The 22,836-nt window shown below is 59.1% G+C and carries 21 protein-coding genes; 16 read left to right on the top strand and 5 right to left on the bottom strand.

What is annotated here, in order from left to right:
• Complete coding sequence (locus tag JZX87_RS03545; RefSeq protein ID WP_206823974.1) at nt 1-432, bottom strand: DUF2948 family protein; 432 nt, start codon at nt 430-432, stop codon at nt 1-3.
• A gap of 292 nt (nt 433-724) precedes the next feature.
• On the opposite strand from JZX87_RS03545, the gene JZX87_RS03550 reads away from it, so the two are divergent.
• Complete coding sequence (locus JZX87_RS03550) at nt 725-985, top strand: hypothetical protein (RefSeq protein WP_206823976.1); 261 nt, start codon at nt 725-727, stop codon at nt 983-985.
• A gap of 136 nt (nt 986-1,121) precedes the next feature.
• Here JZX87_RS03550 and JZX87_RS03555 read toward each other — a convergent pair whose 3' ends face one another.
• Entirely contained in the window at nt 1,122-1,364 is a 243-nt protein-coding gene (locus JZX87_RS03555; RefSeq protein WP_148144420.1) for a hypothetical protein, read from the bottom strand.
• A gap of 210 nt (nt 1,365-1,574) precedes the next feature.
• On the opposite strand from JZX87_RS03555, the gene JZX87_RS03560 reads away from it, so the two are divergent.
• Nucleotides 1,575-2,123 (top strand): DNA-3-methyladenine glycosylase, encoded by a 549-nt coding sequence (locus JZX87_RS03560; RefSeq protein ID WP_206823978.1) that lies wholly within the window; start codon nt 1,575-1,577, stop codon nt 2,121-2,123.
• A gap of 5 nt (nt 2,124-2,128) precedes the next feature.
• Here the strand turns inward: JZX87_RS03560 and JZX87_RS03565 are convergent, their stop codons facing one another.
• Genes JZX87_RS03565 through bcsN form a run of 3 tightly spaced genes read right to left on the bottom strand, consistent with a single transcriptional unit; the run spans nt 2,129 to nt 7,868 of the window.
• A complete protein-coding gene (locus tag JZX87_RS03565) occupies nt 2,129-4,615 on the bottom strand; it encodes a cellulose biosynthesis cyclic di-GMP-binding regulatory protein BcsB (RefSeq protein ID WP_206823985.1) in 2,487 nt (828 codons plus the stop codon).
• Nucleotides 4,616-4,624: 9 nt separating this feature from the next.
• A complete protein-coding gene (gene bcsA / locus JZX87_RS03570) occupies nt 4,625-6,802 on the bottom strand; it encodes a UDP-forming cellulose synthase catalytic subunit (protein WP_206823992.1) in 2,178 nt (725 codons plus the stop codon).
• A gap of 40 nt (nt 6,803-6,842) precedes the next feature.
• Entirely contained in the window at nt 6,843-7,868 is a 1,026-nt protein-coding gene (gene bcsN / locus JZX87_RS03575; RefSeq protein WP_206823994.1) for a cellulose biosynthesis protein BcsN, read from the bottom strand.
• 261 nt (nt 7,869-8,129) lie between these two features.
• On the opposite strand from bcsN, the gene JZX87_RS03580 reads away from it, so the two are divergent.
• The 14 genes from JZX87_RS03580 (at nt 8,130) to visR (ending at nt 22,835) form a co-directional block, all read left to right on the top strand.
• On the top strand, nt 8,130-10,514 hold the full coding sequence (locus tag JZX87_RS03580; protein WP_206823996.1) for a cellulose synthase: 2,385 nt from the start codon (nt 8,130-8,132) through the stop codon (nt 10,512-10,514).
• A gap of 371 nt (nt 10,515-10,885) precedes the next feature.
• Entirely contained in the window at nt 10,886-12,514 is a 1,629-nt protein-coding gene (locus tag JZX87_RS03585; RefSeq protein ID WP_206823998.1) for a globin-coupled sensor protein, read from the top strand.
• A complete protein-coding gene (locus JZX87_RS03590) occupies nt 12,514-12,807 on the top strand; it encodes an STAS domain-containing protein (RefSeq protein WP_148144413.1) in 294 nt (97 codons plus the stop codon). Before JZX87_RS03585 ends, JZX87_RS03590 begins: the two co-directional genes overlap by 1 nt.
• A gap of 2 nt (nt 12,808-12,809) precedes the next feature.
• Entirely contained in the window at nt 12,810-13,175 is a 366-nt protein-coding gene (cheY1, locus tag JZX87_RS03595) for a chemotaxis response regulator CheY1 (RefSeq protein WP_119938787.1), read from the top strand.
• Nucleotides 13,176-13,191: 16 nt separating this feature from the next.
• Entirely contained in the window at nt 13,192-15,420 is a 2,229-nt protein-coding gene (locus JZX87_RS03600; protein ID WP_206824000.1) for a chemotaxis protein CheA, read from the top strand.
• An 8-nt stretch (nt 15,421-15,428) separates the two neighbouring features.
• A complete protein-coding gene (locus JZX87_RS03605; protein WP_148144411.1) occupies nt 15,429-15,914 on the top strand; it encodes a chemotaxis protein CheW in 486 nt (161 codons plus the stop codon).
• On the top strand, nt 15,911-16,819 hold the full coding sequence (gene cheR / locus JZX87_RS03610) for a protein-glutamate O-methyltransferase CheR (RefSeq protein ID WP_148144410.1): 909 nt from the start codon (nt 15,911-15,913) through the stop codon (nt 16,817-16,819). The genes JZX87_RS03605 and cheR overlap by 4 nt, the downstream gene beginning before the upstream one ends.
• A complete protein-coding gene (gene cheB, locus JZX87_RS03615) occupies nt 16,816-17,865 on the top strand; it encodes a protein-glutamate O-methylesterase CheB (protein WP_183823325.1) in 1,050 nt (349 codons plus the stop codon). Before cheR ends, cheB begins: the two co-directional genes overlap by 4 nt.
• On the top strand, nt 17,866-18,255 hold the full coding sequence (locus JZX87_RS03620; protein WP_112508324.1) for a response regulator: 390 nt from the start codon (nt 17,866-17,868) through the stop codon (nt 18,253-18,255).
• Nucleotides 18,252-18,809, top strand: coding sequence for a chemoreceptor glutamine deamidase CheD (gene cheD / locus JZX87_RS03625; RefSeq protein ID WP_148144408.1), 558 nt, complete (start codon nt 18,252-18,254; stop codon nt 18,807-18,809). Before JZX87_RS03620 ends, cheD begins: the two co-directional genes overlap by 4 nt.
• Nucleotides 18,810-18,840: 31 nt before the next feature.
• Nucleotides 18,841-19,230, top strand: coding sequence for a chemotaxis protein CheT (gene cheT, locus JZX87_RS03630; protein WP_148144407.1), 390 nt, complete (start codon nt 18,841-18,843; stop codon nt 19,228-19,230).
• Between the two features lie 142 nt (nt 19,231-19,372).
• On the top strand, nt 19,373-21,046 hold the full coding sequence (gene fliF / locus JZX87_RS03635) for a flagellar basal-body MS-ring/collar protein FliF (protein ID WP_183823323.1): 1,674 nt from the start codon (nt 19,373-19,375) through the stop codon (nt 21,044-21,046).
• Nucleotides 21,047-21,353: 307 nt separating this feature from the next.
• The gene (gene visN / locus JZX87_RS03640) at nt 21,354-22,076 is read left to right on the top strand and encodes a transcriptional regulator VisN (protein ID WP_286194140.1); all 723 of its coding nucleotides are present in this window, start codon (nt 21,354-21,356) and stop codon (nt 22,074-22,076) included.
• A 12-nt stretch (nt 22,077-22,088) separates the two neighbouring features.
• Entirely contained in the window at nt 22,089-22,835 is a 747-nt protein-coding gene (gene visR / locus JZX87_RS03645) for a transcriptional regulator VisR (protein WP_206824003.1), read from the top strand.
• The last annotated feature ends 1 nt before the right edge of the window (nt 22,836 follow it).

The raw sequence follows: 22,836 nt of genomic DNA on the forward strand, positions 1-22,836 counted from the left end.
TCAGGGATGGCGCGGCCTTGTTGGGGTTTCCCACGCGCCGCCGATATCCGCAAGTGCGACTTCGATGCATTCGACATCCAATTCGATCGCGGCATTGCCGGAAAGCACCAGTTCGACCGTGCCGTCGGGACCATCGCCTTTCTGGGTAAAGCGGATTGCCAGAAGCGACATCACGTCCTCCTTGCGGGCGCGGTTGATGCCGTTGGAGCGCACGGCCTCGACGCGCTTAAGGACGAGGGCGGCGCGATGGCGCTCGAAACCCTTGCGCTTGCCTTCGGCGGCAGCCCAGTCGAACCGGTTCGCGGCAAGCGAAAACGCCTTCTCCGATGCGGACCAGTGCAAATCGCCCACTTTGAAAACCGCATCCTGCATATGGGCGGATATCACATCCAGATCATCCGTATCGAGAGCCAGAAGTTTCAGCTCGGTCATGCGCTTTTTCCATGATTGCATCGCCCGGACTTACAATATTCCGGGCGGCCGTTGTTCCATAATGAGGAGATAGGATGAACGCTTGCGGTAAACAACCGCGCTTGTCCATGTCTCGCGCGAGAATGATACAAGACGACGACATTTCGCTTGGTGGAGTGGAGCGATGGTTCACGGCACGGCTCGGAGAGCCTGACAACACCACCCTTGTGGTGACTTGACATTTCTCAGCGCGAATAATCTGAGTATATGCAACTATAAGTAAAATGACGATACCCTTTGGGAGGAGGGGAAAATGTCAATACTATATGTCGTTACGCTCTACAGTGATGCAGGCGCAGATCTGAACTCTTCTCAACAGGCGCTGCCGATTTATCGCTTTGCAATCGAAAGTGCCGATCGCGGCGACGCAATTGCGCGCAGCTGCATGTCTGCTCTGCGCCGGCAACATACTGGCCTCGAGTTTTCTCACGACATCCGCGCGATCGTTCTTGTGACGCCGCAGACCGAGATTTTCGAGGTTGTTTCGGAGGTGCTGGAGATCGATGAATGCTAAAGTCTGCCGGACAAAAAACATTCGATGAGACAGGAATCTAAAGTGCGAGGATCGCGACAGGCTCTAATCGTGGAGACTACACGTCAGTCAATCATCTCTCTGTTGATCGAGACCTAGCCTTGAGCGGCTTTGTGTGTCAGGCCAAATCCGCAACCTGTTCACGCCTGGATGGCCGCAATGCCCTGTTGGTCTTGACGATCGTGTGGATGAGCGCATCGTCATCGCGAATGCCTAGCTGATAGAACCGGATCGTCATGGCTGCCAGCCGTTCGGCTGCAGGATCATGACGCGACATGCAGGCGATATAGCGCGCCGTCTCGAAAATGGTCTGAAGCCGTTCGAGTTCTTCGGGCTCGATCGGCTCGTATGCTGCCGGCATTTTGGAACTTCCCATCCCTTGCTTCGCCCCAACGATTGTTTTTTAGATAAGACTAATAAGTGTGCTTTTCTCCCCGATAGGAAAGCGAGAAACAAATATGGTGTTAGCAGAAAGTAAACATCGGCTCTGCGCCAATCTTGTTCGAAGGGCGGATGATCTCTTATAGCTGTGTGGCACGTGTGCGCATCCCTTGGTCGGGTAGCAGGACAGATGAAGCCGGATTTCTTCGAACGTGAAGCGACGATCGTTGCTGCGGAATTGATCGGTGTGGAACTCGATGTCGCGGGATCTGGCGGTATTATTGTGGAGACGGAGGCCTATCTGCCCGATGACCCCGCCTCGCACAGTTTTCGCGGCCGAAGCGACCGTAATGGAAGCATGTTCGGTCCGGCCGGCAATGCCTATGTATATCGATCCTACGGTATTCATTGGTGCCTGAATTTCGTCTGCAGGCCCGGTAGTGCAGTTCTCATTCGCGCCGTCCAGCCGCTTTATGGTCTTGCGGCAATGCAGGTGCGCCGTCGCCTGGACGATCCTCTGCTGCTGTGTTCAGGCCCGGGTCGGCTCTGTCAGGCGCTTGGGATAACCATTGATCATGACGGAAAATCCCTGTTCGCACATCCGTTCGATCTGAGGGTTCCGAGCGAGCCGGCACGCGTTGTGACCGGCCCGCGGATCGGGATTTCGAGGGCGGTCGACAATCCATGGCGCTTCGGACTTGAGGGCTCGGCTTATCTCAGCAAGCGCTTTCCCGGCTGACGGGTTTAGCGACGGCCGAGCAGACTGAGCAATCCGCCGGTCGCAAGTCCGAGCAGTACGCTGCCTGCTGCCAGAAGCAGGGCATAGGACATGATGTTGTCCGACAACCAGTTTGCGGTGATCAGTCTTGCATTGCTGAAGCTAAGATCCTGCGTTGGCATGAAGCGGAACCAGCTGACTGGAACGCTTCCCATCACGTCTGTCTCGCCGCTGTAGATTGCGATGCGCCCGCTCATCTTTTCCCACGCCTCGCGGCTGGAAATTTCCCGCATGCCCTCGTCTAGCTGGGCGCTGTCCGGCGCAAGCACCGCCGTCCAGGTCCCTTGACCCGACGGGTCGCTTTCCTGCGCAACCAGAAGATGGGCGGATTTCGGTGGTTTGTAGAGCTGGTCTGTAGGCGGCGCAAAACGCAAGGCGGAAAGCGACAGATCGTAATTGTCCTTGGCCCACTGGCTCAACTCTTCGAACTGGCGGCTGAAGAAGTTGCCATCGGCGCGCTGCTGCCAGTCCTGCAGGCTGATACTGGAGGGCGTAACCGTCTGCGGAGCGATATCGGGGCTCCAGCTGTTGCGGCTGTCCTGGTCTATTTTCAGCTGGGACAGGACGTTGAGCGGCATCTCGGAGATACCGCCGACAAAGATCGCGTTGCGCTCGGCCATCCGTGCTGCCGAGATTGTCACGTTGAGCGGTATAACCCGATGTGATGCGTTGGATATCTTGCCGGCGAAGGTTGCTGCGGCCGAAAGCGTATGTTCATCGATTCGGCCGAGGAACAGGGACACCGGGTCCTGTCCGAGGAAATACGGAAAGCCGATACCTGCAGTCGCGGCGACATTGGGAACCTGGGCGATCCGGGCAAAATCCGGCATGTGGAATTGCGAAGTACCAAATATCGCGAAACGCGGTTTTTCCTCGCTGCTCGCGCCTGGGGCACAGGATCCATCAGAAGCAGTCCGCAGTGCGGCTTCGACAGTGATCGTGTTGACGCCGGGCCGGAAGTGTCGAAGCGTCAGCTTGATCGGAAGATGCCGCAGGATCGCACCGCCCGCAGATGTGATCGGAACGGTGGAGGCGATGTTTCCGTTGACGAAGATGTCTAGATGGCTGCCCGGCAGAACGTCAGGCGTGTACGCCGCATCCAGCAGGATACGAGCCTCACCATAGGCATTTGCGTAGAAATCCGCGGGAACGCCGATCGTAAAGCTGGTTCTGAAGAGGCGGCCGGTAAATTCCTGGCTGTTGACCCCAAGGGCGGAGAAGTCGAGTACCTTGTCGGAGAACAACAGCGGCGTATCCATGCCCCGCCAGCTTTCAGTCGAAAGCGTTTCGCGCCGTTGCGTCGAGCGGTTGTCGAGCGACGCGACGAAACTTTCGACAAGTCCGTCGATGGAAGACCAGGTTGGACCGGACAATACGAGCGAGGAAACGCCCTTGCTGCGCGGATAATCGACGAAGCTTGCCGCCGCCGAGTTGCTGTTAGAAGCGGAAAGTCCTGGAAGAACTGTCCTGAGTTCATCGGTCGTGCCGATGAAGACGGCAACTTCGCCGGGCTGGATGTCACCATCCGCCTGCCTGCTGAAGGTGAACGACTGGTTGGGCATGCCGGCGATGAGTGCAAGCGCCTGGCTCAGCCGCATCAGTGTGTCGGTGGCGCCGAGCTGATCGAGGGCCGGAGCAATGATGCGGAAGCGGGTATTGCCCTTGCCGTCCACGCCGATCGCCCTCAGGTCGTCCAGAGTGCCTAGGCGCCGGTCGTTGGTGCCGTCGAAGGACAGGTAAGTCTTGGATGGATCGATATCGGTCCATAATTCATAGGTGGATTCGATCGTGCAGTCGGTGCGATGGCGCTGGCTGGTACCGAAACGGACCATGTTGCCACCCGCCTTCAGCAATCCGGCCGGGATCTCGAAGGCCCGTTCGGCGGGCTGTTCGGCCGAGGCAATCGTCTCTGCGGCAACGACCACGTCATTGATCGTGATCGTTAGTTTCGATGTTTCTGGCGCGACAAAGATCGAGTTCTGATAGGCAAGATGCAGTTTTGCTGCGCGTCCTGCCTGATCGGCCGTCAGGTAGACGGACCACGATCGCTGTTCGATTTCTCCATTCAGCCGCATGTCCGTGAACGGAAGAATATAACGGCGTGCCTGATCGGCCGAAGCGGCTGCGGACACCGTCTGTGCAGGCGCCGCAGATTGTGCGGGTGACGGCGGCTGGGCGCTCCACTGCGCGGGTGCCGTCTGTTGTGCGGGCGGAGTGGCAGGCCTTGCGATCGGCGGCGTAATGGCAGGCGATGGAGCCTGGCTTGTTGGTGCCGGCTGGCCAGGAGCAATCGGCACGGGATTGACGGGCACAGGCGTCGGTGCGGGCGGCGGCGTCTCCTGAATGCCGCGGTCGCGACGCTCCGAACCCATGTCAAAAGGCGTTGCGCCCTGTTGGGCGCAAACCGGAGTGGCGGCGCAGGCAACGAGGGCAAGGACAATGAGCTTGTTCATGTCGATCTCCTAGCCTTTCTCTGCGCTGCGGGACTTTCCGAGGTCACGCATCAGGTAACCTAGGCCGCGGCTCGTCTGGTAGACGGAAAGCCACAGGAACCACAACGTACCCCGCAAAAGGCCCGGATTGTTCCGGCGAGCGGTCTGGAACTGGGTCCATTGGGCGGAATTGGCGAACATCAGGTCGGCGATCAGCCGGTGATCGAGAGCCTTTTGCGGCACGTAACGGCAGCCCACAGAGGTGACGTCGCCGGTGCGGTCGAAGTTACGGATTTCGACAGGCAATTCGCTGACCGGAAGGTCGCTGAATGGCTGGAAGCGGATATGCCCAATCGTATCTTTGGCAATGCCTGTCGCGCCTTCCGTATAGACCTCGAGCTGGGCCCCATGCACCGAGACATTGTTGATCGTCGCCGTATACCACTTTCCGTCGATGCCGAATTCGCACCGCCGGCTGATCTTGACGCGACGTGACGCCTGGCGTTCGCCGCGTTCGGAAACGACGCCGAGCGCGCAGCCGGCAATGATGATGTTGAGCATGTTCCAGCCGGCGACGACGAGTGTCACGTCCGCCTTGAACGGCTCGTTATAGAGCTTGTAGACGCTCATAGCGAAAGCGACGATCAGGATGAAGAAGATCACGAAGAACGGCCGGCTGACTTCCGAAAGGCGGCTCACCGAAACGGATTCATCCTTCGCCGTGACCTTGAAGGTCGGCTTGCGCGGGTTGAGCATGACCGAGATGACGGCCGGCAGCAGATGCACCGTCTGCACATATTCGTAGAGCTCGGAAATCCATGGCCAGCGGAACGATCCGTAGAGATAGTTCTGCATCATCATGTTCACCGCCATATAGGTCAGCGAATAGACGAGGAATTCGCCGCCGGACGAGGTGAAGATTTCCAGATCGAAGAAGATGTAGAACAGCGGCGCGAACAGGAAGATCGTCCGCGGGAAGGGAAACAGCCAGAACAGCGTCGACGACATGTAGCAGAGACGCTGCGCCAGCGAGAGGCCGCGTTTGAGCGGCGGAAAACGGAAGCGCAGGATCTGCATCATGCCCTGCGCCCAGCGCGAGCGCTGGCCGATGAAGCTGGCAAATGTCGCCGGCTGCAGCCCGGCGATCAGCGGGCGGTCGACATAGATGCTGTTCCAGCCGAGGCCGTGCAGGTCGAGCGCCGTTTCGCAATCCTCGGTGATGCTGACGCCCGAGAAGCCATTCGATACTTCCAGCGCCTTGCGGTTCAAGACCGCAGCCGAGCCGCAGAAGAAGGCCGCATTCCATTTGTCGAGGCCGCGCTGGATGATGCCGTAGAACATCTCGTTCTCGCTCGGCATCTTTTCAAATGTTTGGAGGTTGCGTTCGACCGGGTCCGGGTTGAGGAAGAAGTGCGGCGTCTGGACGAGGAAGAGTTTCGGATCGCTCTCGAAATAATGCACCGTTTCCAGAAGGAAGTCGCGCGTCGGCGCATGGTCGGCGTCGAAGACCGCGATAAGATCGCCGGTCGAATGGGCAAGCCCGTTATTGAGATTGCCGGCCTTGGCATGCTCGTTGCGCTCGCGGGTGAGGTAGTTCACCCCCATCTCTACACAGAGCTGCTTCAGCTTTTCGTGGCGGGCTTCAGCCGCACGGGCGTCGGCAACATTGCTCGCCTTGCGCTTCTGCACAGTGCCGCCATCGTCGAGCAGCCAGACGGTCAGCTTTTCCGGCGGATAATCCATGTTGCGGGCAGCGGCCAGAGTATTGGCCAGAAGCTGTTCGTCCTCGTTGTAGCTTGGCACGAAGACATCGACGGTCGGCAGGTTTTCGTCGCTGCTCGATCTGCTGCTTGGCCGCGCCGGCGGCAGCGGCATGGCAACGACGAACAGGCTGAGCGACAGCATCAGCACGCTGTACATTTCTGCCAGATAGACAAGCATGCCGGGAATGAAGTTTTCCAGCTGGTTGACCGGCGGCAGCGTGCTTGTCGTGCGCCAGTAGACATAACGCAGCACCATCCCTGTACCGAAGGCAAGCGCCACCAGTCGCCATTTTCCGCCGACATCCAGAAGCTTGATGATCGCCATGACCGTGACGATCAGGATGCTTGCGATCAGCTGCGTGCGCGTATTGATCGGCAAGGTCACCAGAAGGATGATCATCACCGTGGCGACGGCCCAGATAACGGCTGAATATAGTGTCCTCATGGCGGACTACCTCGATGAGAGCCGAAGACGGACAACAGGATCAGCGGCAGACAACGTCTGCTCCGTCGGTTGCCATGGAGCAGGATGGAGACGGAACTGCCACCTTTTGGGTTGCCGGTACCGTCGCGCCGTTTGGCGTCGTCGTCGCGGCATAACCATCGGAAGATCGTCCCGTGGCAGAAGAATAGCCGTTGCCGAAAGGCGAAGGTACGCGGGGACCACGTGGCTCAAGCTGCGGCGGTGCGACCGGCGCCGCCACAGGCTGAGCGGCCGGCTGGACACGACGGACCTGAACTCGCGGCGCATAGGACGTCGTCTGCCGCGGCGGCAGCGTCTGGACCATCGGCTCGGATGACGCCGGGCGCGGATAGATCGGAGCGCCGGTGGTGCCGACGGCGGAGTTGAACTCGCGATTTGCACCGTAAGGGTTCCAGCCGAGTGCATCGACCGATGCGTTGATCGTAAAGTTGTACATGACCGAAAGGAGCTTTGCTTCGGTGGCATTCGCCTCGCAGGTTCGCAGGCGGATCTGGATCACGCCGTAGTTGGCGAATGGCGTGCCCTGGTCGCGGGTGCGGATTTGTTGCCAGGCATAAAGGCACAGATCGGAGCCTCTGCCGCGCCCGAAAGCATATCCGAATGGACCATAGGCGTTCTGAACGTAGAACTGTGATTTCGCCATCGCCACACGCGGCAGGGACTGGCGCATTTCAGATGAGATGCGTCCTTCGGTGATCGACGACATGCCCAGACTATTGTCGGCCTGGCTGTAGGCGCTCTCTGTGCCAAAGAGCTGGACCTTCAGCATGTTCTGTCCGGGTGTGGATGCGTTGGTCGCCAGATGGATGTCCTGGCTGATGGCATTGTTGAAACGTCGTTCGATGATGTTTACGACCGCGGGTCCCCCTGGCGGTGGCATGACCATGGCCTGCTCCGGCGGAACGCTCTTTATGAAGGCTTCGGATTGGATCGGCTTTCCGGCGCATCCGGTGAGGCTGAGCGCGGCAAATCCTATGGAGGCCGTGATAGCAGCACGGCGACCGCTCCATCCCGGCTGCAAAGTCATAAAGTGTCCGTCCGTCATCAAAATCCAGTCCTGGGGCAGACACGCATTACTCATTGCCCGCTTTCTGCGAGGGTCACCGGGCAGCCATTTGTGGAATGCCTGCCGGTTCGAGTCACTTTTGTGTATTCATGATTTCTTATTTACTTACGAAATCTAAATTGTTCGTTAACTATATGCCCTCATTCTTTAACCAATTGCTGTCAGATGTGGGCTTGTGTGCACGGGCCGAAATGATTTGGATGGACAGGGACCGGGGTGCAAATGCGGTTTTCGCTGATCTCTTTAGCTGCTTTCGGCATGGCCGCAGCGGCATTGATCGCTTACAAACAGGCGTCTGACGTCGATTTCAACGAGATCACCGGTTCGTTGACTGCGGCTGATTCGTTTTATGCAGGCACAGACGTGAACCGCACGAACCGATTGCAGTCGCAATCTCCGACCGTGGCGCCAGCCGATCAGCGCGCCGGACGCCCGCCGCTGGTAATTGCACAATCACAGCAGACTGCCCCGGCTTCGGAGCCGAGTGCGCAGATTTCGCAGCAGTTCCCGAATCAGTCTCAGACGCAGCCGCCAGCACAAGCGCAGTCGAGGTCGGGCACTCAGCCGTCAGCCTCGGCTCCGCAGGTCGATGAAAGCGCGCTCCGCTATTTTGCCGCCCGAGGCGATACAGCCCGTCTACAGGCCGAAATCTCCCGTCTTCGAGCGCTCTATCCCAACTGGACACCTCCGGCCGATCCGCTGGCCGCACGACCGACGACAGATCCGCAGTTGGACAACATGTGGCAGCTCTACGCACAGGCGCGCTATGCCGATGTGCGCAAGGCAATCTCCGATCGCCAGGCCGCCGAGCCGAGCTGGCAGCCGCCTGCCGATCTTCTGGATAGGTTGAAGCTTGCCGAGGCTCGCACCCGGCTGACGGCGGCATCCGATGCCAAGACCTATGACGAGGTCATTCGCATCGCAGCGGAAAACCCGACGCTTCTGACCTGCAGCGAAGTCGATGTGCTCTGGCGCCTTGCCGAAGCTTTTGCCGATACCGACCGCAAGCCGCGCGCGCGCGATGCCTATCTCTACGTACTCAGCAATTGCGACAATCCGTCGGAGCGGATGGCCACCGTCCAGAAGGCGAGCGAATTGCTGGCGCCGGACATGATCGAGGAACTGCTGTCGAAGGAACGGACCGGCGCGGACGGGCAACCCGAATTCGAAAGCCTACGTGATGATCTGGCCCGCCGTCTGGTGGGCGACGGCAATACCGATCCCAAGCTCGTCGTCGCCGACAAATATCTGACGCGGCTGGAACGGCTGGCCGAAAAGGATGAACTGGCGTCCGATGCGCTTCTGCTCGGCTGGTATTATTATCGCCGAGACAATCTCGGCGGCGCCGAGCGTTGGTTCCGCAAGGCCTTCGCCAAGGAAGAGACCGCCTCTGCAGCTGAGGGCCTGGCTCTCACCCTGACACGCCAGAATTCTCCGCTCGAAGCCGAAAACGTGCTCTACAAATGGCGTGACACGTCGCCCGGCTCCAAGGCCGCCTATATGGCCGCCGTCGCCAACCTTCTCGCCATCGATCCTCCGCCGATCTTGCAGGAGGAAGTGCTTTCGCGCATGGCGCCTGTCGTCATCGAAGCGAAGGATGCAGCCGCGGCCCAGCAGTTCGGATGGTATGCGCGTTACATGCGCCAGCCGACAACGGCTGCTCAATGGTTTGCCGCAGCGCTCACATGGAAGCCGGATGACGAGCCTTCCGCCTATGGTCTGGTCCTGAGCCGTAACGATCTCGGCGACAGGGCCGGTGTCGCGGCGATCCAGCGCACCTGGGCCGGCAGGTCCGACCGCATCGCCAATCTCGGCGAGGACGATCGTCGTCGTTTGCAGGGGCAGGATTATCTCTCGCAGCTCACGCCGCCGCAGCAACAGCAGACGCAACCCTATCCTGCGCAGCAGATGCAGCAATATCCGGTGCAGCAGCAACTACAGCCGCCGCCGCGCCAGCAGGCTTACTACCAGCAGCCCTCAAACCAGCAGCCTTATGCCGCTCAGCCTGAACCGGTCACTCAGGCTTACCGGCCTGTGCCCGTCGAAAGGCCCGCACCGCGTGTGTCACGCGCCACACCTGCCCGCAGTGCTCCAGTCAACAGGGGGTGCGCCTCTACCGTCGACCCTCGCCAACTTTCGCCGGATCAGGCTCTCGCCCGCGGCTGGTGCCTGATGGATCTCAACCGGCCGCTCGAAGCAGCGCAGGCATTCGATGTCGCGACCATGGCTTCCTCTCAGGCCGCCCGTTCCGATGCCGCTTACGGCAAGAGCCTCGCTTATCTGCGTGTCGGGCTGACTGACAAGGCGGCTGCCGCCGCAACGATCGCACCGCAGAACAATACCCGCGCCGTCGAACTGCAGGCATCCATCCTTGCCGACCGGGCCGTCAATTCGTTCAAGTCGGCCCGCTACCGGGAGACGCTGATCGCGCTCGATCAGCGGGCGCAGATCGTGCCCGAACAGACCGATCTGATGAGCCTGCGCGGATACGCCCTGCTCAACATAGGCAGGCAGGCGGAAGCGCTGCGTATCTTCCAGGCCTTGGCCGATCTCGGCAACAAGGATGGCCTGAGAGCGATTGCCGATCTTACAACCAAGAGCAATTGAGTCGATGAAACCCCTGCTTGCAGTCTTTGCCGGACGGTGTTCCGATACCGTGGTTTCAATGGCCGTTTTGTAGCAAAACGGCCGATATCTACTGTCCATTAACCTTCGGGCAAGGAATTAACCATACAAATTGGACTATACGGCAAATGGGACGACTGCGGTCTGCTCACCAAGGCATGAAGCCGCCAAGGCCGTACCGGTTTGAATCCGGTATCCGCTCAAGAAAAGTCAGGAAAACTGCGGTGACCGCGTTCGCACGGCACGGGATCATGTCCTGTGTGCCAAGGCATTCATTGTCCATCTCCAGTCCCTGACCCGCATGGCTTCTCTCACGCCGAATTCTCGGTTTGTGTGGTTTTTGGGGACGACTTTTGGTGCAGGACACGCCAAGCGAACAGGTTCGACGTCGCCAGGCAGGCAGCCTTGGCGAGAGACTGGCATTCGCCGGTCTCGACGGCGATCTGTGCGATCTGCTCCGCCGGTGTCGCCCACAGCTCGAAGGCCATCTGAAGAACGGTCTGCGCGATCTCTTTCAACGCTTGCAGTCCTCTCCCGAAGCCTCCAGCCATTTCGAAACCGAACAGCAGGTCGACCGTCTCAACGATCTTCAGGCGTCCCACTGGGCGGTGCTGACCGACGCTCGCTTCGATGCGCTTTATGCAGATCGCGTCAAGGTTCTGTCGGATACTGAAAGCCGCATGGGTCTCGACCCGCGCTGGCATATCGCCGGCCATTCGGTGATGCTCGAACATCTCGTACTCGGCGCTGTCGAGGATTTTGCGCCGCGCTCATTCCTTCCCGGTGCCCGCCGGCGCGAACAGGAACTGCGCGATCTCATCGCCGCCATCCTGCGCCTGGTCATGGTCGATGTCGAAATCGCCGTCTCGCTCCGTTTCAATGAACAGAGGCAGAAGCACCAGCGCGCCCTTGCCGACCAGCGCTCCGCCGATCAGGCCGAAGCGGTCGACACCTTTGCCGCCGTCATTGGCGCGCTCGCCGAGCGTGATCTGACGGCCGCCCTGCCGAATGACGTGCCGGAAGCCTATCGTGAACTGGCCGAACTTCTGTCAAGCGCGATCGGCGGCATGCGCAACTCGGTCGGCGTGATCGACAATGCCGGAATGCAGGCGATCGGTCTGACGGATGCCATGGCACGCAACGCCTCGACTTTCGCTGCCGCTTCGCAAGAGCAGGCGCGCCGGGCACAATCAGTGCATAACGACCTTCATCAGCTTTCGGCACTCGTCAAGGAAAGCGTTGCCGGAACGTCGGCTGCCGAAAGCGCCGCCGTTGCGACACGCCGCTCCGTCGAAGAAAGCGGTGAGATCGTTGGCCGCGCGATCAGCGCCATGACCGATATCGAGAATTCGGCCGAAAAGATTGGCGAAATCATCGGTGTCATCGACGAGATCGCCTTCCAGACCAATCTTCTCGCGCTCAATGCCGGCATCGAAGCGGCGCGCGCTGGCGATAGCGGCCGTGGTTTTGCCGTCGTCGCACAAGAGGTGAGGGCGCTTGCCCAGCGTTCCGCCGATGCGGCCCGCGAGATCAAGACGCTTGTTACCGGCACCAAGAGCCAGGTCGGGGCCGGTGTCGACATGGTTCACCGCACCCAGGCGGCGATCGGCGGCATCGTCCAGCAGGTCGGCGAGATCAACGATGCGATCACCGGCGTCGCCCGCCGCACGGTCGAACAGGCTGACGGGCTGAACCGCGTCACCTCGGAGATCGGCTCGCTCAGCCACGAGATCGGTGCAAATGCGAGCTTCGCACGCAATACCGGTGAAAGCGCCGATGAGCTGCATACCGTCATTCTCGAACTGGGCCGCACGGTGCGCGAATTCCGCATTGCCCGCCAACAGGGTTTCGAGCGCGACGTCCAGAATACCCACGATGGCAGGCGCCCGGCAGTTCAGCCGGTTGGCGCATTATCCGACCGACATCACGCATTGGCTGAGGCCGAGGCACAACCCTTTTACAAACGGCAAGGAATACGCTGATGGCAGCAAAGAAGGCCGCATCCGGAAAACTGGCTCTCTCGGCCGTTCTCGACCTCAATGAAGCATCGGTGCTGCACGGCAAGCTCATGTCCATGCGGGGCAAGGATATCGTGATCGATGCCTCTGCGGTGGAGCGTGTCGGCGTGCAATGCGCCCAGGTTCTGGTTGCCGGTGCCACAGCATGGCAGGCCGACAAGAAGTCATTCCTCGTCGAGAAGGCATCGGATGCCTTTGAAAAGACGATGGCGCTGATTGGAATCAGCGAAACCCAGTTAATTGCTAAGGAGATCTAGCAATGAAGAAAAAAGTACTGACCGTGGATGATTCACGGACGATCCGGAACATGCTTCTGGTCACCCTCAACAATGCCGGTTTCGAAACGATCCAGGCAGAGGACGGCGTCGAGGGCCTTGAGGTTCTCGAAGGCTGCGAGCCGGATGTCATCGTTACCGACATCAACATGCCGCGCCTCGATGGCTTCGGTTTCATCGAAGGCGTGCGCCGCAACGAGAAATACCGCGCCATCCCGATCCTGGTTTTGACCACGGAAAGCGATGCCGAAAAGAAGAACCGTGCGCGCCAGGCCGGCGCGACCGGCTGGATCGTCAAGCCCTTCGATCCGGCAAAACTCATTGATGCGATCGAGCGTGTAACCGCCTGAACCGGGAATTCTTCCGATGGATATGAACGAAATCAAAGAGATCTTTTTTCAGGAATGCGAAGAGCAGCTCGCTGAACTGGAATCCGGTCTTCTCAAGCTGAACGATGGGGATCGCGATCCCGAGACGGTCAACGCCGTTTTCCGCGCCGTTCATTCCATCAAGGGTGGTGCCGGTGCATTCGGTCTGGAAGAGCTCGTGGCCTTTGCCCACGTCTTCGAGACCACGCTGGACTGCGTGCGCTCCAACAAGCTGGAGCCGAACCAGGATGTCCTGAAGGTCATGCTCAAGTCGGCCGACGTGCTCGCCGACCTCGTTACCTGCTCGCGTGATGGCGGCAGCGTCGAGGAAAGCCGTACGCGTGGACTGGTGAAGGAACTAGAGGCGCTGGCCAACGGCGAAGCTCTGCCGGCCGCCGAGGCACCGAAGGCTGCAAAGCCCGTTGCTGCTGCTCCTGCAAAGCCGACTGACGACAGCGGTTTCCAGCCGATCCCCTTCACCTTCGACGGTTTCGGCGAAGAAGAGAAAGTGGTCGAACAGTTCACCTACGAAGTCACCTTCAAGCCGACGCGTGAACTCTATTCCAAGGGCAACGAAGCGGCGCTTCTGCTGCGCGATCTTTCCCGCTTCGGCGAGATGGGCATTGCCTGCGACATGGATCAGCTTCCCGCGCTGGAAAACATGGATCCGGAAGCATCCTATTTCGGCTGGAAGATCTCCATCACCACGCCGAAGTCCGAGGAAGAAGTTCGTGCGGTCTTCGAATTCGCCGAATGGGATTGCGAGCTGGAGGTCAAGCCGGCCGAAGTGTCCGAAGGCGAGCAGCTACCGATGATCCCGGTGCCTTTCGATCTCTCTGCACTGGACGACGAGCCGGCCGAGCCCACCCCGCAGACCGAGACCGCTGCGACGGAAGAAGCTTCTGCGAACGTCGTCAAGGCCGTCAATGCTGCCGTCGAAAAGAAGGAAAGCGCTGCCGCCGCAGCCGCCGCGGCTGCTGCTGCCACCCAGAACAACGCTGCAGCCGCCGCATCTTCGGCCGGCCAGACGATCCGCGTCGATCTCGATCGCGTCGACCGCCTGATCAACCTCGTTGGCGAGCTCGTCATCAACCAGGCGATGCTCTCGCAGAGCGTTATCGAGAACGACAATAACGGCGTGTCCTCGATCAACATGGGTCTGGAAGAGCTGCAGCAGCTCACCCGCGAAATCCAGGACTCGGTCATGGCGATCCGCGCGCAGCCGGTCAAGCCGGTCTTCCAGCGCATGTCGCGTATCGTCCGCGAAGTGGCCGACATGGTCGGCAAGCAGATCCGCCTCGTCACCGAAGGTGAGAACACCGAAGTCGACAAGACGGTCATCGACAAGATCGCCGAGCCGCTCACCCACATGATCCGCAATGCCGTCGACCACGGCATCGAAAGCCCGGAAAAGCGAGAAGCCGCCGGCAAGGATCCGGAAGGCACGATCAAGCTTTCCGCAAAGCATCGTTCGGGCCGCATCCTCATCGAACTGCAGGACGATGGCGGCGGTATCAACCGCGAGCGCGTCAAGCAGAAGGCGATCGACAACGACCTCATCAGCCCCGATGCGAACCTTTCGGATGAAGAAATCGACAACCTGATCTTCGCGCCGGGCTTCTCCACCGCCGACAAGATCTCCGACATCTCCGGCCGCGGCGTCGGCATGGACGTCGTCAAGCGTTCGATCCAGGCACTTGGTGGTCGTATCTCGATCTCCTCGCGCCCGGGCCTCGGTTCGACCTTCACCATGAGCCTGCCGCTGACGCTCGCCGTCCTCGACGGCATGGTCGTTACCGTCGCCGGCCAGACCCTGGTCGTGCCGCTGACGGCGATCGTCGAAACGCTCCAGCCGGAAGCCTCCGCCATTCACTCCTTTGGCGCGAACCAGCGGCTCATCTCGATCCGCAACTCGTTCTGCCCGCTGGTCGATGTCGGTCGCATCCTCAACTTCCGCACCAACCAGGCCAATCCGGTCGATGGCGTCGCGCTTCTGGTCGAATCCGAAGGCGGTGGCCAGCGCGCCCTGATGGTCGATGCGATCCAGGGCCAGCGCCAGGTCGTCATCAAGTCGCTCGAGGCGAACTACACCCACGTTCCGGGTATCGCCGCCGCAACCATCCTCGGCGATGGACGCGTGGCGCTCATCCTCGACGTCGATGCGGTCGTCGGTGCTTCTCGCGGTCAGTCGCTGAAGCCTGAAATGTCGCTCGCAGCAGCAGGATAACCTGGGTCATGAGCGTATCTTATGCCGTAAAGTCTCTGTCGCAGGGTGCCCGGGAGCTTATTGCCTTCCGTATCGGCGATCAGGAATTTTGCGTGAACATCATGTCCGTCCGCGAAATCCGCGGATGGACCCAGGCCACGCCGATGCCGCATGCGCCCGCCTATGTCAGGGGCGTGATCAACCTGCGCGGTGCGGTTTTGCCGATCATCGACATGTCGGCCCGGCTCGGCATGAAGGAAACGGAACCGACCCAGCGCCACGTGATCATCGTCGCTCAGGTGAAGAGCAAGGTCGTCGGCCTGCTGGTCGAGGCCGTTTCCGATATCCTTACGATTACCGACGATAATATACAGCCGGTTCCGGAAGTCTCCTCGGACCTGGAGAAGCAATACGCAAGGGGCATCCTGGCCATCGACAAGCGAATGATCTGCTTGATCGAGCTGGAAGCCCTTTTCCCCGAGAAAGCTCACGACAAGGAAAGTGAAGCTGCATGATGCCGTTGGGCGCGCTTGATAGCCGGCAGTCGCCGGATGAGGTATTGGCGAGTGGAGAATATCCGCTGAAGCGCCGTGATCTCTCCGAAATCGCTGCAATGATCTATGCCGATGCCGGAATCTATCTCAACGATTCCAAGGCTTCCCTTGTCTATTCGCGTCTCTCCAAGCATATCCGCAATCTGGGCTTGAGAGGTTTTCGCGAATATTGCGAGCTCGTCTCATCGCCGGAAGGCGCAGCTGTTCGTCGCGAGATGCTGTCGCATCTGACCACGAATTTCACTCGCTTCTTCCGTGAGAACCATCATTTCGAACATCTGCGTGACGAAGTCCTGCCGGGCCTTATCAACCGTGCCAAGAGCGGCGGACGTGTGCGCATCTGGTCGGCGGCCTGCTCGGATGGGCAGGAACCCTATTCGATCGCGCTTACCGTACTCGCGATGTTCCCGAACGCCGCCGATTACGATTTCCGTATTCTGGCGACCGATATCGATCCCAAGATCCTCGAAACCGCGCGAGCCGGTGCCTATGACGAGAACGCTCTTGAGAGCATTTCGCCGGCCATGCGCAAGCAATGGTTCCGCGACGTCGATATCAACGGCCGCCGCAAGTGCCAGATTGACGATCGCGTCAAGAAGCTGATCACCTTCAACGAACTGAACCTGATGGCTCAGTGGCCATTCAAGGGCGGTTTTGACGTTATCTTCTGCCGCAACGTGGTCATCTATTTCGATGAACCGACGCAGATGAAGATTTGGTCCCGTTTCGCATCGCTGCTTCCAGATGCCGGTCACCTCTATATCGGCCATTCCGAGCGCGTGTCGGGTGATGCGAAGCATCTCTTCGACAATATCGGGATCACCACCTATCGCTATATCGGAAAGCATGCAGGGAGGAAGGCATGAGCGCGCCCGCACGCGTCCTCGTCGTGGACGACAGCCCCACTATGCGGGGCCTGATCACCGCTGTGCTGAATTCTGATCCGGAAGTTAGCGTCATCGGTCAGGCCGGCGATGCCATGGAGGCGCGTGCCGCAATCAAGCAGCTGAACCCGGACGTCGTCACGCTCGATATCGAAATGCCGAACATGAACGGCCTCGAGTTCCTCGAAAAGATCATGCGCCTGCGGCCGATGCCGGTCATCATGGTCTCGACGATGACGCATCACGGCGCCAACGCGACGCTGGCAGCCCTTGAGATCGGCGCCTTCGATTGCGTCGGCAAGCCCGCTCCGGGCGAACGCCGTCCGTTCATGGATCTTGCCGAAAAGGTCAAGGCGGCTGCCCGCTCGGGCCGCAGGTTTACGGCAACATCCGCGCCGGCTCCGGTTGCACCGCCAATGTCGGTTCATGAATACCGTGTGGGACGCAAAGTTGTCGCGATCGGATCTTCTACCGGTGGTGTGGAAGCGTTGATTACGGTGCTGCAAAAGTTCCCGCAGAACTGCCCGCCGACAGTAATCACTCAACATATGCCTCCGACGTTTACGAAAAGTTTTGCAGAACGTCTTAATCGTATCTGCGCTCCTGTAGTGGAAGAAGCGACCGATGGCGCACGTCTGGAGATCGGCAAGATCTATCTCGCGCCCGGTGGTGAACGACACATGCAGGTGGCAAATCCGTCAGCGCCATGCTGCCGGCTGATCGAAAAGGAACCCGTCAACGGCCATAGGCCGTCGGTCGATGTACTCTTCGATTCAGTTGCGGAATTGGCCGGCCGCAACGCGGTTGGCGTCATTCTGACCGGCATGGGGCGCGACGGGGCTTCCGGACTTCTGAAGATGCGCGGCGCCGGCGCACGCACTATCGGACAGAACGAGAAGACCTGTGTGGTCTATGGGATGCCGAGGGTTGCCTATGAACTGGGTGCCGTCGAGCAGCAGTTGCCCCTGGGCTCCATTGGAGAAGAAGTTTTGAAATTAACTGCCGCCCGAAAAGAAGGTACCGAATAAATGTCTCTCGCTGAAAAAATCAAAGTTCTGATCGTCGACGATCAGGTTACCAGCCGCCTGCTGCTCAGCGATGCTCTGACACAGCTCGGCTTCAAGCAGATCACCTCCGCCGGCGATGGCGTACAGGGCATGAAGATCATGTCCGAACAGCCGCATCACCTGGTCATTTCCGACTTCAACATGCCGAACATGGACGGCATTGGTTTCCTGCAGGCCGTTCGCTCGAACCCGGCAACCAAAAAGGCAGCCTTCATCATCCTGACGGCTCAGGGCGATCGCGCTCTGGTTCAGAAGGCAGCCCAGCTCGGCGCCAACAACGTTCTCGCCAAGCCGTTCACCATCGAAAAGATGAAGGCCGCTATCGAAGCGGTGTTCGGAGCCCTAAAATGAATGATGCTATCGCGTCCAGGCGCGTCCATATCATCCAGGGAGAGTACAAGGTCATTGACGACCCTGACGTCGTCCTGTCGACGATACTTGGATCGTGCGTGGCCGCGTGTCTTCGTGATCCAGTCGCCGGTGTCGGCGGCATGAACCACTTCCTGTTGCCTGGCTCGGGCGGGGCCATGGCATCGGGAGGTGATGCGACGCGCTATGGCGTGCATCTGATGGAGCTGTTGATCAACGGTCTCCTGAAGAAGGGCGCCCGGCGCGACCGGCTGGAGGCAAAGGTCTTCGGCGGCGCAAAAACGATCGCAAGCTTCTCGAATGTCGGCGAACAGAACGCAGCCTTTGCCATGCAGTTCCTGAGGGACGAAGGCATTCAGGTTGTCGGCTCGTCGACCGGCGGAGAGCACGGAAGAAAGCTTGAATATTGGCCCGTCCACGGACGTGCCAGACAATACCCGCTGACGGGCGCGGAAACGCAAAGAACAGTTGCGCTTGAACAGCGCCCTGTCCGTACGCCACCCAAGCCAGTCGACAACGCTATCGAATTCTTCTGATCGTCACCTCAATTCTTATTCTGGAATGGCCATGAACGACATTGTTACGCCGCAGATCTCTGCCCTCGAGGAGGCTTTGCCGGATGTTCTGATGCGGCTGGTTTCCGAATTGCACGATGTTGCATATCTGATCGAACGGGTGGAGCCGCAAATTCTCGAAGTGGGCGGAGAGAATGTATTGCAGTCGCCCGACACGATGAAGATCTTGCAGGGCATCGATCTTGCCGTGCAGAAGACGCGCGGTCTGGCTGAATTCATCGATACCATCACGGGATCCATTCCCAATGAGTGGAAGGTGGATGTTTCCACGGCGCTCAGCCTCGTCAAGCTGGCAGACATGCAGAGATCTCTGGCGAACGGCATGCGGCATGGTCACTCGCAGCCGCTGACCAAGGCAGCAGGCGACTTCGACTTCTTCTGATCTTGTAGGCTGACGCGCTGCTCGCAAACTTTCGCGTCTGCACCCCCACATTCCAAATTGCCGAAACGCTCGCACAAGCTTCGCCTCATAGGGTGCGCCTGGGCAGTAGCTCTATAACCGTGTTCGGCGATGTGGGAACAGAATGAATCTGTTAGCTCAATTTTCACAAATTTCTAGAAATCTGGCATCTCTCGGTCAGACAAAACTTATTGCTTTGGCCGCTGCAGGTGCGATTTCAATCGCGATCGTCATTGCCGCCGCGATGTTTGTTAATAAGCCTGCCTACGAGACACTCTACGTGAACCTTGAGTCCAGCGATCTCAATCAGGTCAGCATGGCACTTGCAGAAGCCAACCTGGCTTTTGAAGTCGGTTCCGACGGCAAAAGCATCCAGGTTCCGGTCGGCAGCACCAGCAAGGCGCGTCTGCTGTTGGCGGAACGCGGGCTGCCAAACAGTTCCAACGCAGGTTATGAACTCTTCGACAATGTCGGCTCGCTCGGCCTGACGTCCTTCATGCAGGAAGTTACGCGCGTCCGCGCGCTTGAAGGCGAAATTTCCCGATCGATTCAGCAGATCAGCGGCGTCTCCGCCGCCCGCGTCCACATCGTCATGCCCGATGTCGGAAACTTCCGGCGTGCACAACAGAAGCCGACGGCCTCGGTGATGATCCGTGCGGGATCGTCGACCGGCCGCAAGGCCGCATCTTCAATTCGTCACCTTGTCGCTTCGGCCGTTCCCGGGCTCGACGTCGAGGACGTAACGATTCTCGATTCCACCGGCCAGTTGCTTGCTTCGGGCGACGACGGTGGCAACAATCAGATCAACCGCTCGCTTGGCATCGTCCAGTCTGTCCAGTCCGAAATCGAGACCAATATCGACAAGGCTCTCGCGCCGTTCCTCGGCATGGACAATTTCCGCTCCAGCGTCACGGCCGCCCTGAACACGGATAGCCAGCAGACCCAGGAGACCGTTTACGATCCGAATTCACGTGTAGAGCGTTCGGTCCGCGCGACGCGTGAAAACGCGCAGTCGCAGCAGTCGGCTGACGACAACGCATCGACAGTCGAGCAGAATGTTCCTCAGGCGGCACCTGACCAGGGTGGCAATAACGGGCCGAAGTCTTCCGACAAGTCCGACAAGCGTGAAGAGCAGACCAACTACGAAATCAACCAGAAGACCATTGCCACGACGCGCAACAGCTATCTGATTGAAAAAGTGTCGGTTGCCGTTGTGGTCAACAGGGGCCGTATCGCTCAGATGGTCGGAGAACCCGCTGATCAGGCCAAGATTGACGCCTACCTCGCCGAGATGCAGAAGATCGTGACCTCTGCCGCCGGCATCAGTCCGGATCGTGGCGACGTGATTACCCTCACGGCCATGGACTTCCTCGAAAGCCAGTTGCTTGAAGAAACCGCTACCGGCCCGAGCGTCACGGAAGTTCTTACTCGCAACCTCGGCGGCATCATCAACTCGCTGGCTTTCCTCGGTGTCGCGTTCCTGGTTATCTGGCTTGGTCTGCGCCCTCTGGTTCGCACGGTTTCCGGTACGAGCGCATCGGGAGAAACGATCGGCGAAGGTGCCGGCCTGGAACTGCCCGATTTCTCTCCGGCCGGCGGCAGCCCCGCTCTTATGGACGGTTTCGGCGCAGACTTCGGTTTCGATGGCAGCAACGACCTCATGGGCGACGACGAAGGCGATGGCTTCAACCGCCGCGTCAAGGAAGGCCCGGAAAAACGTCTTGCCCGCATGGTCGAGATTTCCGAAGAGCGTGCAGCGAAAATCCTCCGCAAGTGGGCCTTCGAAAAAGCAGCCTAAGGGTAGATCACGGAAACATGATGCAAAGGGTCGGATGCAAATCCGGCCCTTTTTTGCGGAAATTGGAACCAATTCGTCTGCGTCACTTTAACTTAAGATGTGACACTCCGGCAGCATCTGGGGAAATTCGCCCAGCACATGATGGCAATTCTGTGGGCTTCTCTTAAACTGACCGTGATTCGTCGGCGGTTTCATAACCCCTCAGCAAGGGGTGCAGCGGGTGTCGGTAACAGGAACTCGGATAGGCTTCTTCAGGCGAGGTCTTAATCGACGCAGCAGGAGCAGATAACGAATGGAGTTATCGGGCATGGATGTATCGGCGCAAGGACGCCCTATTCCGGAGAATGATCGCACTCCACTAATGTCTCGTAATGAGTTGGTGCGCCGCCTTTCCGCCTTGGCCGGTTCGGAAAATCTGCAGGTGATCATGCGATTGCTCGCCGATCACGTCGGGGCGTCCCATTTTCTGCTTGCTCGTTACGATCTCATTCAGGAACAGGGCCTCGATTTCATCGTCACCTCGAACTGGCCCTTCGATCTCGTTCGTCGTCTCGGCTCTGAATTGGCCAGTGCCTACACGCGGTCGACGGAGCTTGAAAAATGTTTCGCCGTTCTGACACCGAGTTTTGCGCTTTTGCCGGACGAAATTGTCCTGCCTGAAAAATTGAGCCGCCAGTATTGCGCCCTGACCTTTTCGGTCGGCCGCACACGTTTTTCCTTGATGCTTCTGTTTGTCGAGGGCGTCATTCTTTCGCAGGAACATCTACGCGAAATTGGGCTTCTTGCCGCCTATGGCGCAAGCTTTGTCGAAAGCGTGGAGTCCCGCACCGAGCGCGATTTCGAGCTGACCGAACGAGAGCTGGAATGCCTTTTCTGGATCGCCGAAGGCAAGACCAGCGACGAGATTGCGGTCATCCTCGGAATTTCGAGAAATACCATCAACAACTACATCACTAGCGTGATGCGCAAGACTGCTACCAAGACCCGCTCCGAGGCGATCGCCTACGCGGTTCGCAACAATCTGGTATAGGGCGGCAACGGAATGGGCTATTCGCGAGGCGGCACCGCTGACGGACCGGGGAGCGTTCAACATCTCCGCTTGCAGCGTGGATCAAGCAGATCGGATATCTTTCCGAAACTCGTCGCCATGCAGAAAAGCCTCAAGGCTCGTAATTTTGCTGTTTTCCGTATCTCGGGAGCCGGGCTTCCGAATAAGCGAAAGCTGGTATGCGAACTGGAGAACTGGGGACCGAACGCGGTTGAAAACAGCAACCGGCTTCTCGGAGAGTTCGAAGAGACACTGCTCGATCATGTCGAGATGTCGCTTCTCCCTCTGGTATGGAGTGGAAATGGTTCCGGCAGCACCATGGATGCCGGCGAGTTCACACCGCTTATCCGGAGACTTGAGACCGCAGTGTTGCCATTTTCGGGCGTTGTTTTCCCCGTGCGCTTGGGTGCTCTCGGGAACGGTTACGTTGCGTTCTTCGCCGAGCATCTCACGCTTGATGCGGGATCCGTGATAGATCAGCATGTGGAAAGCTGCCAGATCATGATGGATCTGCTGGCATTGGACGAGCGGCGCAACGTGCCGGCGGAATCGCTCAGTGAGCGGGAAATTGCCTGCCTGCAATTGGCGGGCGATGGTCGCATCAGCGAAGAGATTGCCGAAAAGCTCGGCCTTTCGGTCCACACCGTAAATGCCTATCTCGGTTCGGCGACGATCAAGCTTGATTCCGTCAACCGTATCCAGGCGATCGCAAAGGCGATCAGGCTCGGCTACATCACCTGAT

Origin of the sequence: Agrobacterium sp. Ap1 (genome assembly GCF_017313375.1) — a bacterium.
In the GTDB taxonomy this organism is placed as follows: Bacteria; Pseudomonadota; Alphaproteobacteria; order Rhizobiales; family Rhizobiaceae; genus Neorhizobium; species Neorhizobium cellulosilyticum.

What these genes read in the sequence shown, in the direction of transcription:
- JZX87_RS03545 (WP_206823974.1), bottom strand. Translation starts at nt 432, where the DNA reads ATGACCGAGCTGAAACTTCTGGCTCTCGATACGGATGATCTGGATGTG.
- JZX87_RS03550 (WP_206823976.1), top strand. Translation starts at nt 725, where the DNA reads ATGTCAATACTATATGTCGTTACGCTCTACAGTGATGCAGGCGCAGAT.
- JZX87_RS03555 (WP_148144420.1), bottom strand. Translation starts at nt 1,364, where the DNA reads ATGCCGGCAGCATACGAGCCGATCGAGCCCGAAGAACTCGAACGGCTT.
- JZX87_RS03560 (WP_206823978.1), top strand. Translation starts at nt 1,575, where the DNA reads ATGAAGCCGGATTTCTTCGAACGTGAAGCGACGATCGTTGCTGCGGAA.
- JZX87_RS03565 (WP_206823985.1), bottom strand. Translation starts at nt 4,615, where the DNA reads ATGAACAAGCTCATTGTCCTTGCCCTCGTTGCCTGCGCCGCCACTCCG.
- bcsA (WP_206823992.1), bottom strand. Translation starts at nt 6,802, where the DNA reads ATGAGGACACTATATTCAGCCGTTATCTGGGCCGTCGCCACGGTGATG.
- bcsN (WP_206823994.1), bottom strand. Translation starts at nt 7,868, where the DNA reads ATGACTTTGCAGCCGGGATGGAGCGGTCGCCGTGCTGCTATCACGGCC.
- JZX87_RS03580 (WP_206823996.1), top strand. Translation starts at nt 8,130, where the DNA reads ATGCGGTTTTCGCTGATCTCTTTAGCTGCTTTCGGCATGGCCGCAGCG.
- JZX87_RS03590 (WP_148144413.1), top strand. Translation starts at nt 12,514, where the DNA reads ATGGCAGCAAAGAAGGCCGCATCCGGAAAACTGGCTCTCTCGGCCGTT.
- cheY1 (WP_119938787.1), top strand. Translation starts at nt 12,810, where the DNA reads ATGAAGAAAAAAGTACTGACCGTGGATGATTCACGGACGATCCGGAAC.
- JZX87_RS03600 (WP_206824000.1), top strand. Translation starts at nt 13,192, where the DNA reads ATGGATATGAACGAAATCAAAGAGATCTTTTTTCAGGAATGCGAAGAG.
- JZX87_RS03605 (WP_148144411.1), top strand. Translation starts at nt 15,429, where the DNA reads ATGAGCGTATCTTATGCCGTAAAGTCTCTGTCGCAGGGTGCCCGGGAG.
- cheR (WP_148144410.1), top strand. Translation starts at nt 15,911, where the DNA reads ATGATGCCGTTGGGCGCGCTTGATAGCCGGCAGTCGCCGGATGAGGTA.
- cheB (WP_183823325.1), top strand. Translation starts at nt 16,816, where the DNA reads ATGAGCGCGCCCGCACGCGTCCTCGTCGTGGACGACAGCCCCACTATG.
- JZX87_RS03620 (WP_112508324.1), top strand. Translation starts at nt 17,866, where the DNA reads ATGTCTCTCGCTGAAAAAATCAAAGTTCTGATCGTCGACGATCAGGTT.
- cheD (WP_148144408.1), top strand. Translation starts at nt 18,252, where the DNA reads ATGAATGATGCTATCGCGTCCAGGCGCGTCCATATCATCCAGGGAGAG.
- cheT (WP_148144407.1), top strand. Translation starts at nt 18,841, where the DNA reads ATGAACGACATTGTTACGCCGCAGATCTCTGCCCTCGAGGAGGCTTTG.
- fliF (WP_183823323.1), top strand. Translation starts at nt 19,373, where the DNA reads ATGAATCTGTTAGCTCAATTTTCACAAATTTCTAGAAATCTGGCATCT.
- visN (WP_286194140.1), top strand. Translation starts at nt 21,354, where the DNA reads ATGGATGTATCGGCGCAAGGACGCCCTATTCCGGAGAATGATCGCACT.
- visR (WP_206824003.1), top strand. Translation starts at nt 22,089, where the DNA reads ATGGGCTATTCGCGAGGCGGCACCGCTGACGGACCGGGGAGCGTTCAA.